Annotated in this window: 12 protein-coding genes; 7 read left to right on the top strand and 5 right to left on the bottom strand. The window is 71.5% G+C overall.

Annotation, left to right across the window (positions count from 1 at the left end):
- Position 1 precedes the first annotated feature (1 nt).
- The 4 genes from AC07C1_RS12025 to AC07C1_RS12010 are packed head-to-tail and all read right to left on the bottom strand — an operon-like array spanning position 2 to position 3784.
- A complete protein-coding gene (locus AC07C1_RS12025) occupies positions 2 to 970 on the bottom strand; it encodes a complex I subunit 1/NuoH family protein (RefSeq protein WP_478938586.1) in 969 nt (322 codons plus the stop codon).
- Complete coding sequence (locus tag AC07C1_RS12020; protein WP_478938585.1) at positions 967 to 2763, bottom strand: NADH-quinone oxidoreductase subunit C; 1797 nt, start codon at positions 2761 to 2763, stop codon at positions 967 to 969. The genes AC07C1_RS12025 and AC07C1_RS12020 overlap by 4 nt, the downstream gene beginning before the upstream one ends.
- Complete coding sequence (locus tag AC07C1_RS12015; protein WP_478938584.1) at positions 2760 to 3371, bottom strand: NADH-quinone oxidoreductase subunit B; 612 nt, start codon at positions 3369 to 3371, stop codon at positions 2760 to 2762. The genes AC07C1_RS12020 and AC07C1_RS12015 overlap by 4 nt, the downstream gene beginning before the upstream one ends.
- On the bottom strand, positions 3362 to 3784 hold the full coding sequence (locus AC07C1_RS12010; protein ID WP_478938583.1) for an NADH-quinone oxidoreductase subunit A: 423 nt from the start codon (positions 3782 to 3784) through the stop codon (positions 3362 to 3364). The genes AC07C1_RS12015 and AC07C1_RS12010 overlap by 10 nt, the downstream gene beginning before the upstream one ends.
- Positions 3785 to 4015: 231 nt before the next feature.
- Here AC07C1_RS12010 and AC07C1_RS12005 point away from each other — a divergent pair, with 231 nt between their 5' ends.
- The 5 genes from AC07C1_RS12005 to AC07C1_RS11985 all read left to right on the top strand — a co-directional run bounded on the left by AC07C1_RS12005 (position 4016) and on the right by AC07C1_RS11985 (position 10998).
- The gene (locus AC07C1_RS12005; RefSeq protein ID WP_478938582.1) at positions 4016 to 5287 is read left to right on the top strand and encodes a sensor histidine kinase; all 1272 of its coding nucleotides are present in this window, start codon (positions 4016 to 4018) and stop codon (positions 5285 to 5287) included.
- Positions 5288 to 5463: 176 nt separating this feature from the next.
- Positions 5464 to 6807, top strand: a complete 1344-nt coding sequence (locus AC07C1_RS12000) for a sensor histidine kinase (RefSeq protein WP_478938581.1) — start codon at positions 5464 to 5466, stop codon at positions 6805 to 6807.
- A 192-nt stretch (positions 6808 to 6999) separates the two neighbouring features.
- A complete protein-coding gene (locus tag AC07C1_RS11995; RefSeq protein ID WP_478938732.1) occupies positions 7000 to 7659 on the top strand; it encodes a LuxR C-terminal-related transcriptional regulator in 660 nt (219 codons plus the stop codon).
- A gap of 356 nt (positions 7660 to 8015) precedes the next feature.
- Positions 8016 to 9944, top strand: coding sequence for a 2-oxoacid:acceptor oxidoreductase subunit alpha (locus tag AC07C1_RS11990; RefSeq protein WP_478938580.1), 1929 nt, complete (start codon positions 8016 to 8018; stop codon positions 9942 to 9944).
- Complete coding sequence (locus AC07C1_RS11985; RefSeq protein WP_478938579.1) at positions 9937 to 10998, top strand: 2-oxoacid:ferredoxin oxidoreductase subunit beta; 1062 nt, start codon at positions 9937 to 9939, stop codon at positions 10996 to 10998. Before AC07C1_RS11990 ends, AC07C1_RS11985 begins: the two co-directional genes overlap by 8 nt.
- Before the next feature lie 13 nt (positions 10999 to 11011).
- Here AC07C1_RS11985 and AC07C1_RS11980 read toward each other — a convergent pair whose 3' ends face one another.
- Positions 11012 to 11416 carry a winged helix-turn-helix transcriptional regulator gene (locus tag AC07C1_RS11980; RefSeq protein ID WP_478938578.1) on the bottom strand — a complete coding sequence of 135 codons (405 nt, stop codon included), beginning with the start codon at positions 11414 to 11416 and terminating at the stop codon, positions 11012 to 11014.
- 108 nt (positions 11417 to 11524) lie between these two features.
- Between AC07C1_RS11980 and AC07C1_RS11975 the strand changes: the two genes are divergently transcribed.
- Both AC07C1_RS11975 and rarD read left to right on the top strand, forming a co-directional pair.
- Entirely contained in the window at positions 11525 to 12379 is an 855-nt protein-coding gene (locus tag AC07C1_RS11975; protein WP_478938577.1) for an SDR family oxidoreductase, read from the top strand.
- A 132-nt stretch (positions 12380 to 12511) separates the two neighbouring features.
- A complete protein-coding gene (gene rarD / locus AC07C1_RS11970) occupies positions 12512 to 13531 on the top strand; it encodes an EamA family transporter RarD (RefSeq protein WP_478938576.1) in 1020 nt (339 codons plus the stop codon).
- Position 13532 lies beyond the last annotated feature (1 nt).

Below are 13532 nucleotides of genomic sequence, written 5' to 3'. Positions count from 1 at the left end.
GTTAGGAGATCACCACCTTGACGATGCCGGTGAGGGCGATCTGGGCGAGGGAGAAGGGGACGAGGAGCGTCCAGGAGAGCTTCTGGAGCTGGTCCTCACGCAGCCGGGGGTAGGTGACACGGAGCCAGATGACGACGAACGCGAGAATCGCGGTCTTCAGCAGGGTCCATAGCCAGCCCAGGCCGTCGGCACCCCACGGGCCGTGCCAGCCGCCCAGGAAGAGAACGGTGGTCAGGCCGCACAGGACGACGATGCCCGCGTACTCGGCGAGCAGGAACAGGGCGAAACGCAGGCCCGTGTACTCGGTGTACGCGCCGAAGATGATCTCCGAGTCGGCGACGGGCATGTCGAACGGCGGACGCTGCAGTTCGGCGAGTCCGGCGACGAAGAAGATGATCGCGCCGACGATCTGCCAGGGCACCCACCACCAGTGGAAGGCGTGCAGGATGCCGGGGAGGGAGACGGTGCCCGCCGCCATCGCGACCGAGGCCGCCGCCAGCAGCATGGGCAGTTCGTAGGCGAGCAGCTGGGCGGCCGTGCGCAAGCCGCCGAGCAGGGAGAACTTGTTCGCGCTGGCCCAGCCGGCCATGAGCGAGCCCAGCACGCCGACGCCCATCACCGCGAGCACGAAGAACACGCCCGCGTCGATGACCTGGCCGACGGCGCCCTCGCTCGGGCCGATCGGGATGGCGAGCAGGACGAGGAGGTACGGCAGCAGGGCCACGGCGGGGGCGAGCTGGAAGACGCGGCGGTCGGCGCCCGCCGGGACCACGTCCTCCTTCTGGGCGAACTTCACGCCGTCCGCGATGAGCTGGGCCCAGCCGTGGAAGCCACCCGCGTACATCGGGCCGAGCCGGCCCTGCATATGGGCCATCACCTTGTGCTCGGTCTGGCCGACGATCAGCGGGAACGTGAGGAAGACGACGAACACGACCAGGAGTCGCAGGGCGACGTCCAGCGCGTCGTTCACTGCGGGCCTCCTGTGGGGTGGTCGGGCTGGCCGGATTCACCGGCGGGCTCGTTGGGCTCGCCGGGCTGGTCGGGCTCGCCGGGCTCATCGGGGGTGCCGGGTTTGCGACGGTGCTCGGCGGTTTCGCGGGGTTGCCCGGTTCCGCGGGATTGCTCGCCGCGGCGTTGGGCGGGCTCCTCGGGGGTCTCCCGGGGTTCCGCCGGTTCCTCCGGGCGGGACCGGGGCGTCGGCGCGGGCTCGTCGAAGGCCGGGCGGGCGTGGTGCCAGGGGGCGTCCGAGCTGCGCGGGGTGGTGCTCCGGCGTGCGGGCCGGGCGGCACTGCCCGGTTCCGTCGGCGCAGGTTCCGTCGGCGCAGGTTCCGCGGGCTCGGCCGGCCCAGTTTCCGTCGGCACAGGTTCCATCGACGCTGTCGGCTCAGCCGGTGCCGGCGCCGGTTCCTGTGCTGGTGCTGGTGCCGGTGCCGGGTCTGTGGGCCGGGACCGCTGCGAGGTCGAGCCCTCCGAGGCGGTGCGCGCGCGACGCGGGCGTACCGGTGCCGGTGCGGGGGCGGCCACCTGCGGCGGGCCGGGCTCATGCGCCACCGAGGCCTCGGCGGCCGGTCCCTCCGCCGCCGCTGCCTGGGCCGCGTCGCCCTCGGCCGCGGCCTGCTTCTGTACCGCCGCGTCCTCGACCGGTACCGACGTGTCGTCGGCTGCTGCCGCGTCCTCGGCCGCCGCGGCCGTCTGGCTCACCGAGCCTTCGCTCGCGCTCCTCGTCCGGCGGGGCCGGGCCGGAGCACCGGCGGCTTCCGTCTGCGCGCCCCCGGCTCCCGTCTTCGCGCGCGCGGCCGGTGCCTGCGTACCGGCTCCCGTCTCCGTGCCCGTGGCCGGCGTCTGCGTGCCAGCTGCTGTCTCGGCCGGTGTCTGCGTGGCCGTGGCCGGCGTCTCCGTGCCAGCTGCCGTCTCCGTGGCCGGTGTCCGCGTGGCCGTGACCGGCGCCTCCGTGCCCGTGGCAGGCGTCTCCGTCCTCGTGGCCGGTGTCTGCGTGGCCGGGGCGCCGGGGGCGGTGGCCTCCTGTGCCGTCCGCGTGTCCGTGGCGCCGTCCGCAGCGGCTGCCTCCGTCTGGCTGGCGGAGCCCTGCGCCGCCGAACGGGTGCGGCGGTCCGGACGTTCCCCGGCCGCGCGTGCGGGCCGGTCCCCCGTGGCGCGGCCCGCGGCCCGGGCCGGGCGGGCCGGGGCAGGGGGCAGCTGGCCCTTGAGCGGGCCCCACTCGTTCGGGTCGGGGACGCCCGGGGGCAGCATCTGGCGGCGCTTGGGACCGCCGTGATCGGACTCACCGGGTTCCTTCGCGCCCGGCCAGGCCTTGGCGACACGGGCGGCGAGGACGAAGTCCTTGCGGAGCGGGTGGCCTTCGAAGTTCTCGGGGAGCAGCAGGTGCTCCAGGCCGGGGTGGTTCGCGAAGACGACGCCGAACATCTCGTGGGTCTCGCGCTCGTGCCAGGTGGCGCCCGCGTAGACGCCGACGGCCGACGGGAGCGTCGGTGCCTCGTGCGGGACCGTCGTGCGGACGAGGAGCCGGCGGACCGGGTCCAGCGCGACGACATGGGCGGACACACGGAAGCCCGTGCCCGGTTCGTCGACCGCGCTCAGCCAGTCGAAGTAGGTGCAGGCCAGGGTCGTACGGGCGGTCTCCAGGGCGGTGAGCCAGGAGGACGCGGGTACGTCCACGGTCAGGACGTCGTACGACTCCTCGGCCGTGGCGTCCGTGCCGAAGAGGTCCTCGGCGGGCGCGGGCAGCCAACCGACCGTGCTCATCGGACGTCCCCCTCGGGGGCCGGAGCCGGGGGCTTGACCAGGTCGCTCTGCAGGGCGGCCACGGACGGCCGGGCGGAACCGGCGCCGTACCGCTCGCCCAGGGACTCGTGGGCGATCTTCTCCTGGAGCTTGAGGATGCCCTGGAGCAGCGCCTCGGGGCGCGGCGGGCAGCCGGGAACGTAGACGTCCACCGGGATGATCTGGTCGACGCCCTTGGTGACGGAGTACGAGTCCCAGTACGGGCCGCCGCAGTTGGAGCAGGCGCCGAAGGAGATGACGTACTTCGGCTCGGGCATCTGCTCGTACAGGCGCTTGACGGCGGGGGCCATCTTGTCCGTGACCGTGCCGGAGACGACCATCAGGTCGGCCTGGCGGGGGCCCGGTGCGAAGGGGATGACGCCGAGCCGGATGAAGTCGTGGCGGGCCATGGACGCGGCGATGAACTCGATCGCACAGCAGGCGAGGCCGAAGTTGAAGACCCACAGCGAGTAGCGGCGGCCCCAGTTCAGGACCACCTTCATCGGCTCGGGGGCCAGGCGTGCCAGGGCGCCCAGCCGCTTGGGCTCGGGCAGCGGAACGGGCTCGGAGACCGAGGGGTTCACGTCCATGCCAGGACGCCCTTCTTGTATGCGTACAGCAGGCCCACGGCGAGGAAGCCGAGGAAGACGAACATCTCCACGAGGGTCGTCGCGCCGTAGCCGGGGGCGGCGAAGACCGTCGCCCAGGGGAACAGGAAGATCGAGTCGACCGCGAAGATCACGTACAGGAAGGCGTAGACGTAGTAGCGGACCTGGGTGTGGGCCCAGCCCTCGCCGACGGGGTCGACGCCGCACTCGTAGGTCAGGAGTTTCTCGGGGGTCGGCACGACCGGGCGCAGCAGGCGGCCGGCGCCGAAGGCGACCGCGACGAACAGCACGCCGACGAGGGCGAGCAGTCCGACGACCGCATAGGACCGGAAGTAGCCGGCCGCGATGACGTTCGCCGTGGCGACCGGCGAGTTCCCCAACGTCTCCCGGACCATCCGTCCCTCGCTCCCTGACCTCGTGACCTAGTGAACTCTGTGCTGCAACGTGCTTCGAGGATCTCTACGCACGGGAGTCTAGGCCCTGATAAAGAAAGGGTAAGCAGCCCGTCACACCGTGAGACGCGGGGTGGGGGTCCGGGGCGAAGACCGGGGTGGGGATTTCCCCCCTCGGCGGAGGGCGGCATACCGCATGGCGCCACGGGTGCCGCGCACGGCAGGCTGACCGGTATGACCGCTCCCAGCTCCGCCGCCGGCCGGACCGACGGCATGCACCGGACCGACGGCGCCGATGGTACCGACGGTATCCACCGCGCCGACGGCATCGACCGGGCCGACGGCATCGACCGGGCCGAAGGCGCCGACCGCCTGCCCCGGCCTCGCCCGGCCTACGACGCGCACACCTGGAAGGAGATCGCGCATCTCCTGCTGAACCTGCCGTTGGCGGTGTTCGGCTTCACCTACGCGTTCACGGTGCTGGTCACCGGAGGGACGCTCACCCTCACCGTGATCGGCCTGCCGCTGCTCGCGCTCTGCCTGCTGGGCGCCCGGCAGCTGGGGAAGCTGGAACGGGCCCGGGCCCGCAGGCTGCTCGGGGTGCGGGTGGAGGAGCCGACGCCGCTGCCGCTCGCGAGGAGCGGAGGGCCGATGCAGCGGCTGTGGATGGCGCTGAAGGACCCGGTGGGCTGGCGGACGCTGCTGTACGACGCCATCCGGCTGCCCTGGGGCATCCTCACCTTCTGCACCGTGCTGGTGTCGCTCTTCGTGCTGTGGCCGGTGCTGCCGTACCTCGCGCGGGCGCTCGCGAACGTCGACCGGGCGATGGTGCGGGGGCTGCTGTCGCCCTCGGACGAACTGGAACGCCGCATCGCCGAACTGGAGTCCGATCGCGGGGTCGTGGTCGACACGGCGGCGGCGGACCTGCGCCGGATCGAGCGGGACCTGCACGACGGGGCCCAGGCCCGGCTGGTCAACCTGGCGATGGGTCTCGGCCTGGCCAAGGAGAAGCTGCTGGAGGACCCCGACACCGCGGCGGCGATGGTCGACGAGGCGCACGGCGAGGTGAAGCTGGCCCTGCAGGAGCTGCGCGATCTGGCCCGGGGCATCCATCCGGCGGTGCTCACGGACCGGGGCCTGGACGCGGCCCTGTCGTCGGTCGCCACCCGTTGCACGGTGCCGGTGAAGGTGACCGTGGACCTGCCGGCCCGGCCGGCGGAGGCCATCGAGGGCATCGCCTACTTCACCGTCTCCGAGCTGCTGCAGAACATCAGCAAGCACAGCCGGGCCCGGTCCGCCTCCGTCGACGTGTGGCGCTCGGAGGACCGGCTGCTCATCCAGGTCCGGGACGACGGCCGGGGTGGCGCCCGGCTGGACGGCGGCAGCGGCATGCGGGGCCTCGCGGAGCGGCTGGGTGCGGTGGACGGCCTGTTCGTACTCGACTCCCCGGCCGGTGGCCCGACGGTGATCACCGCGGAACTGCCGTGGCGGGACCGGAAGGCGTAACCGCACACCCCACCGGACGCATCGCCCACCCACCGTCCCCGGTCCCCGGTCCACCGGGGTGGGGAAAACCCCCGGTCCAAGACGCCGACGGCCTTCATGGCCCGGGGCCGCGCCGCGGACGACTCTGGAGATACGGCTGAACCGCCGCTCGGACGAGGAGAACGGGACGACAATCGATGGCCACGGAGTACGCGCAGGGATACGGGCGAGGGCACGGGCAGCCCGCCGGAACCGGTCACCGGCTGCCCGCCGCGCTGCGGGCGCCGTTCGAGGAACGCAGTTGGCGCGAGTTCGGCTATGTCCTGCTGAGTCTGCCGATCTCCACGCTCCTGTTCACCTGGACGGTGACGATGGCCTCGCTCGGGGCGGCCCTGCTGGTGACCTTCCTCGGCATCCCGGTGCTGGCGGCGGCACTGGCCGGCTGCCGCGGCTTCGGCGCGCTGGAGCGGGCGCGGGCCCGCGGGCTGCTCCAGGTGGACGTGGCCGCCCCGGAGCCGCTGCGGGTGGGCAAGCCGGGCGCGCTGGCCTGGATGGGCGCGGTGCTCAAGAGCGGTGCCTCCTGGCGGCAGCTGCTGTACGCGCTGGTCCAGTTCCCGTGGGCGGTGTTCTCGTTCTCGGTGGCCGTGAGCTTCTGGACCGCCGGCTGGTCGCTGCTGACGTATCCGCTGTGGTTCTGGGTGTTCCCGGCGTACGCCGGGACCGGCGGTCTGCAGCTGTTCGGAGACGCCCACCACAGCGTCTATCTCGACAACCCGTTCGAGATCACCGTGACCGCGCTGGTCGGGCTGCTGTTCACCCTGGCCACGCCCTGGCTCGTACGGGCGCTGACGACCGTGGACGGGCTGCTCGTACGCGGGTTGCTCGGGCCGTCGCCGCTGTCGGAGCGGGTGGTGGAGCTGGAGTCGGACCGGGGGGTGGTGGTCGACACGGCCGCGGCCGACCTGCGGCGCATCGAGCGGGACCTGCACGACGGGGCCCAGGCCCGGCTGGTCGGTCTGGCCATGGATCTGGGGCTGGCGAAGGAGAAGCTGCGGGAGGATCCGCGGGCCGCGGCCCGGATGGTGGAGGAGGCGCACGGCGAGGTGAAGACGGCGCTGCAGGAGCTGCGCGATCTCGCCCGGGGCATTCATCCGGCCGTACTGACCGACCGGGGGCTGGACGCGGCCCTGTCCGCGGTAGCCTCCCGCTGCACGGTGCCGGTGCGGGTCGAGGTCGACCTGCCCGCCCGGCCGGCCCCGGCCATCGAGGGCATCGCCTACTTCACCGTCTGTGAGCTGCTGCAGAACATCAGCAAGCACAGCGGGGCCCGGTCCGCGTCGGTGGACGTGTGGCGCTCGGAGGACCGGCTGATGCTGCAGGTGATCGACGACGGCGTGGGCGGCGCGGACGTCTCCCGCGGTTCGGGCCTGGCCGGACTCGCCGGCCGTCTGGACGCGGTGGACGGCATCCTCATGGTGGACTCACCGGTCGGCGGCCCGACCCGCGTGATCGCGGAACTGCCCTGGCGGACGTCCCCGTGAGGCGGATGCCTGCCTGATCCTGCTGCTTCCCCGTACTGCCCCGGACGTCGGTCTCCTCCACGCCGGTATTCCCAAGTGCTGCGGCGGCGCGGCCCGAATGCTGGAATGCTGGACTTCCGTATGGACGCGTCAAGGACGGGACGTCGTCGCGGGAGGCGGGCAGTGGGGGGCCGGAAGATCGTGGAGGACAGGGTGCGGGTGGTCATCGCCGAGGATTCAGTGCTGCTCAGAGAGGGCCTGACCCGGTTGCTGACCGACCGTGGGCACGATGTGGTGGCCGGTGTCGGGGACGCGGAAGCGCTGGTGAAGACCATCGCGGACCTGGACGGGCAGGGTGCGCTGCCCGACGTGGTGGTGGCGGACGTACGGATGCCACCGACGCACACCGACGAGGGCGTGCGGGCGGCCGTGACGCTGCGCAAGGCGCACCCGGGGCTCGGGGTGCTGGTGCTGTCGCAGTACGTGGAGGAGCGCTACGCCACCGAGCTGTTGGCCGGTTCCAGCCGGGGCGTGGGTTATCTGCTCAAGGACCGGGTCGCGGAGGTCCGGGAGTTCGTCGACGCGGTGGTGCGGGTGGCCGAGGGTGGTACGGCGCTGGACCCGGAGGTGGTCGCGCAGCTTCTCGGCCGCAGCCGCAAGCAGGACGTGCTGGCGGGGCTCACCCCGCGGGAGCGCGAGGTGCTCGGGCTGATGGCCGAGGGCCGTACGAATTCGGCGATCGCCCAGCAGCTGGTGGTCAGCGACGGGGCCGTGGAGAAGCACGTCAGCAACATCTTCCTGAAGCTCGGTCTGGCCCCGAGCGGCGGCGACCACCGGCGTGTGCTGGCCGTTCTCACCTATCTGAACTCGTGACGGCCTCTCCTCTGAACTCGTGACGGCATCTCCGAACCCCTGTGACGGACCCTCCGAACCCGTGCCGGACTCTCCGAACACCCTCCGAACCCGTGCCGGACTGCGAACCCCCGTGACGGACGACGGGAGCGGGAGGACGGAACCCGGGGATCCGGGGGACGCGCGGGGAGCGCCTTGAGGGGTGCTTGAGAGATGCCGGACATCATGGGAGGTCCAGCGCGACAGGCCGTCCCGAAATGTCATCCGATCCGTGGATGACCTCGGGAAGGCGACCCTGACCGACGTAGGGTTGATCCTGGGATGGTCCGCGGGACAGACCACGCCCCGGACAGCCGCCTCGAAGGAGGTCCAGTTCAGTGACCAGCCAGGTCAGCAGCCCAGCGGAGCCGACCGACGGATCGGTCGTGGGAGAGCAGCGCAAACCGGGCGGAGCCAAGGACGTGCGGCGCCTGGACCGGGTGATCATCCGGTTCGCGGGGGACTCGGGTGACGGCATGCAGCTCACCGGGGACCGGTTCACCTCGGAGACCGCGTCCTTCGGCAACGACCTCTCCACCCTCCCGAACTTCCCCGCCGAGATCCGCGCCCCCGCCGGCACCCTGCCCGGCGTCTCCTCGTTCCAGCTCCACTTCGCCGACCACGACATCCTCACCCCGGGCGACGCACCGAACGTGCTGGTCGCGATGAACCCGGCCGCGCTGAAGGCGAACATCGGCGATCTGCCGCGCGGCGCCGAGATCATCGTCAACACGGACGAGTTCACCAAGCGGGCGCTGCAGAAGGTGGGCTACGACAGCTCGCCGCTGGAAGACGGCACGCTCGACGGATACAACCTCCACCCGGTACCGCTGACCACGCTCACGGTCGAGGCACTCAAGGAGTTCGACCTCTCCCGCAAGGAGGCCGAGCGCAGCAAGAACATGTTCGCGCTGGGCCTGCTGAGCTGGATGTACCACCGGCCCACCGAGGGCACCGAGCGGTTCCTGAAGTCGAAGTTCGCGAAGAAGCCGCACATCGCGGAGGCCAACATCGCCGCGTTCCGGGCGGGCTGGAACTTCGGCGAGACGACTGAGGACTTCGCGGTCTCCTACGAGGTCTCTCCGGCCGCCAAGGCGTTCCCGGTCGGCACCTACCGGAACATCTCCGGCAACCTCGCCCTGGCCTACGGCCTGATCGCCGCCTCACAGCAGGCTGACTTGCCGCTGTACCTGGGGTCGTACCCGATCACGCCGGCCTCGGACATCCTGCACGAACTGAGCCGGCACAAGAACTTCGGTGTGCGGACCTTCCAGGCGGAGGACGAGATCGCGGGCATCGGTGCGGCGCTGGGCGCGGCGTTCGGCGGCTCGCTGGCGGTCACGACCACGTCCGGGCCGGGCGTGGCGCTCAAGAGCGAGACGATCGGGCTCGCGGTCTCCCTGGAGCTGCCGCTGCTGGTCGTCGACATCCAGCGCGGCGGCCCGTCCACCGGCCTGCCGACCAAGACCGAGCAGGCGGACCTGCTGCAGGCGATGTACGGCCGCAACGGCGAGGCCCCGGTGCCGGTGGTCGCGCCCAGAACCCCGGCGGACTGCTTCGACGCGGCGCTGGAGGCGGCCCGGATCGCGCTGACGTACCGGACCCCCGTCTTCCTGCTCTCCGACGGCTATCTGGCCAACGGCTCCGAGCCGTGGCGGATCCCGGACCTGGACGAACTGCCGGATCTGCGCGTGCGGTTCGCCTCCGGTCCGAACCACACCCTGGCGGACGGCACGGAGGTCTTCTGGCCCTACAAGCGGGACCCGCAGACCCTCGCCCGGCCGTGGGCGATCCCGGGCACGCCGGGCCTGGAGCACCGCATCGGCGGCATCGAGAAGCAGGACGGCTCGGGCAACATCTCCTACGACCCGGCCAACCACGACTTCATGGTCCGCATCCGCCAGGCCAAGGTCGACGGGATCGAGGTCCCGGACGTCGAGGTCGACGACCCGCACGGCGCGCGGACGCTGGTGCTGGGCTGGGGCTCGACGTACGGCCCGATCACGGCGGCGGTACGGCGGCTGCGCGCGGCCGGCGAGTCGATCGCGCAGGCGCACCTGCGCCACCTCAACCCCTTCCCGCGCAACCTCGGACATGTGCTGGAGCAGTACGACAAGGTGGTCGTCCCGGAGATGAACCTGGGGCAGCTGGCCACCCTGATCCGGGCGAAGTACCTGGTCGAGGCCCACTCCTACAACCAGGTCAACGGCATGCCGTTCAAGGCGGAACAGCTCGCCGCGGCGCTGAAGGAGGCCATCGATGACTGACGCCACCCACGGGCTGCTGCAGCTGGTCCCCAAGGCCGAGGCCAAGCAGTCGATGAAGGACTTCAAGTCGGACCAGGAAGTGCGCTGGTGTCCGGGCTGCGGTGACTACGCGATCCTTGCCGCCGTGCAGGGCTTCATGCCCGAGCTGGGGCTGGCCAAGGAGAACATCGTCTTCGTCTCCGGCATCGGCTGCTCCTCCCGGTTCCCGTACTACATGAACACCTACGGGATGCACTCCATCCACGGCCGCGCCCCGGCGATCGCGACCGGCCTGGCCTCCTCCCGCCGCGATCTGAGCGTGTGGGTCGTCACCGGCGACGGCGACGCCCTGTCCATCGGCGGCAACCACCTGATCCACGCGCTGCGCCGCAATGTGAACCTGAAGATTCTGCTGTTCAACAACCGGATCTACGGCCTGACCAAGGGCCAGTACTCGCCGACCTCCGAGGTCGGCAAGATCACCAAGTCGACGCCCATGGGTTCGCTGGACGCACCGTTCAACCCGGTGTCGCTGGCGATCGGCGCGGAGGCGTCCTTCGTGGCACGCACGATCGACTCCGACCGCAAGCACCTGACCGAGGTGCTGCGCGCCGCCGCCGACCATCCGGGCACGGCCCTGATCGAGATCTACCAGAACTGCAACATCTTCAACGACGGCGCGTTCGACGCCCTGAAGGACAAGCAACAGGCCGAGGAGACGCTGATCCGGCTGGAGCACGGGCAGCCGATCCGCTTCGGCGCCGACGGGACACGCGGTGTCGTCCGCAACCCGGCCACCGGCGACTTGGAGGTCGTCACCGTCACGCCGGCGAACGAGGCGGACGTCCTGGTGCACGACGCGCACGCCGCGTCCCCCACCACCGCCTTCGCGCTGTCCCGCCTCGCCGACCCGGACACCCTGCACCACACCCCGATCGGTGTCCTCCGCTCGGTGGAACGGCCGGTGTACGACACGGCGATGGCCGATCAGCTCGACGCCGCGATCGAGCAGCGGGGCAAGGGCGACCTGACCGCGCTGCTGGCCGGCGGCGACACCTGGACGGTCGTCGGCTGAGTTCCTCGCTGCTTCACGAGGCCCGGGATCTGAGCTCCCGGGCCTCGTCGTAGGCCCGGCGGGCGTTCTCCACCTCGCCCATGCGGTCATGGGTCCACTGGGCCAGGGAGCGCACCTGCTCCGCCGCCTCGCGGCCGAGGCCGGTGAGGGAGTAGTCGACGCGGGGCGGGATGACCGGCTTGGCGTCCCGGTGGACCAGGCCGTCGCGCTCCAGGGTCTGCAGGGTCTGGGTCAGCATCTTCTCGCTGACATCCCGGCCGCCGAACCGGCTGATAGCCCGGCGCAGCTCGCTGAAGCGGTACGGCCGGTCGAGCAGTTCGATCAGGACGAGGACGCCCCAGCGGCTGGTGACGTGCTCCAGTACGAGGCGGTAGGGACACAGCGCCTCGGCCACCGCCATCTGCTTGCTTACCGACATGCCAGTACCTTACTTCAAAGTGGGTACTTTCGCCTGGTTAGCGCCAATCCTAAGGTGAGTGACATACAGAGACCCGTTGTCATCACGTCACCCGAGGAGTTCTGAACCATGAGCATCGTCGTCACCGGAGCCACCGGACATCTCGGCCGCCACGTCGTGAAGCAGCTGCTGGAGAGGGTTCCGGCGGAGCAGATCACCGCGGTCGTGCGGGACGAGAAGAAGGCCGCCGGCCTCGCGGCCCGGGGTGTGAGGCTCGCCGTCGCCGACTACAACGCACCCGAGACCTTCGACGGCCTGTTCGCGGCCGGTGACAAGGTCCTGCTGATCTCGGGCAACGAGTTCGACAAGGGCCGGGTGCGGCAGCACAAGGCCGTCATCGAGGCGGCGAAGGCCGCGGGCGTCGCGCTGCTCGCGTACACCAGCGCCCCGGGCAGCCTGACGGCCGCGCTGACGGACGACCACCGGGCCACCGAGGAGGTGCTGCTCGCCTCGGGCCTGCCGTACAGCCTGCTGCGCAACGGCTGGTACCACGAGAACTACACCGAGAACCTGGCACCGGTACTGGAGCACGGCGCGGTCGTCCAGGCCGCCGGTGACGGCCGGATCTCCTCCGCCTCCCGCGCCGACTACGCGGCCGCCGCGGTCGCGGTACTGACCGGCGAGGGGCACGAGAACACGACGTACGAGATGGGCGGCGACGAGGCGTGGGGCTTCGCCGAGTACGCGGCGGAGCTGAGCCGGCAGACCGGCAGGGAGATCGCCTACCGCCCGGTGTCCGTCCAGGCCTTCACCGGCATCCTGACCGGCGCCGGGCTGCCCGCTCCGCTGGCCGGGCTCCTGGCCGGCGTGGACGCCTCGATCGAGAAGGGTGAGCTGATCGTCTCCTCCGGCGACCTGTCCCGTCTGATCGGCCGCCCGGCCACCCCGCTGGCGGAGGCCGTCACCGCCGCCCTCAAGGGCTGAGCTCGCCCCCGGCAGTCCCTCGGGCGCGTCCCACCCACCCCTGTCATGACCGTATGACGATACGGGCATGACAGGCGGGGGTGCTCGGCGCTACCTTCGTTCTCGCGTGCCTGACATGAGAGGGAGGGGCCCGTGGCCGGGACATCCAGAGGTGAGCACCGGATAGGCCTGCTGAACGGCTTCGCCGCCTACGGCATGTGGGGACTGGTCCCCCTGTTCTGGCCGCTGCTCAAGCCCGCCGGGGCGACGGAGATCCTCGCCCACCGCATGGTGTGGTCGCTGGCCTTCGTCGCCGTCGCCCTGCTCTTCGTACGACGCTGGGCCTGGGCCGGGGAACTGCTGCGCCAGCCGCGCCGGCTCGCGCTCATCGCCCTGGCGGCGGCCGTCATCACCGTGAACTGGGGCGTCTACATCTGGGCCGTGAACTCCGGCCGTGTCGTCGAGGCCTCCCTCGGGTACTTCAGCAACCCGCTGGTCACCATCGCGATGGGCGTGCTGCTCCTGAAGGAGCGGTTGCGGCCCGTGCAGTGGGCGGCGGTCGCGACCGGCGTCGCCGCCGTCGCCGTCCTGACCGTCGGCTACGGCCGCCCGCCGTGGATCTCGCTCTGCCTCGCCTTCTCCTTCGCCACCTACGGCCTGGTGAAGAAGAAGGTCGGTCTCGGCGGGGTCGAGTCGCTGGCCGCCGAGACCGCGATCCAGTTCCTGCCCGCCCTCGGCTATCTGCTGTGGCTGATCGCGCACGGCGACAGCAGTTTCGTCAACGACGGGGCCGGGCATGCCGCCCTCCTCGCCTCCACCGGCATCGTCACCGCGCTGCCGCTGGTCTGCTTCGGCGCGGCGGCGATCCGCGTGCCGCTGTCCACGCTCGGCCTGCTGCAGTACCTGGCCCCCGTCTTCCAGTTCCTGCTCGGCGTCCTCTACTTCGGCGAGGCCATGCCGCCCGAGCGCTGGGCCGGGTTCGCGCTGGTCTGGCTGGCCCTGCTGCTGCTCACGGGCGACGCGTTGCGCTCCGCCCGCCGGACGGACCGCACACTCGCCGGGGAGACCGGCGTGCCCGGCACCATCATGGCGGCCGGCACGGTGAGGGCCGCACGGAAGGCGGAGAGCGTGCCCTCCGGGCCCGGGCCGGACCCCGAGGCCGCCAGGCCGTAGA

Source organism: Streptomyces sp. NPDC045022 (assembly GCF_056432605.1).
This window is presented reverse-complemented; position numbering and strand designations above follow the sequence as displayed.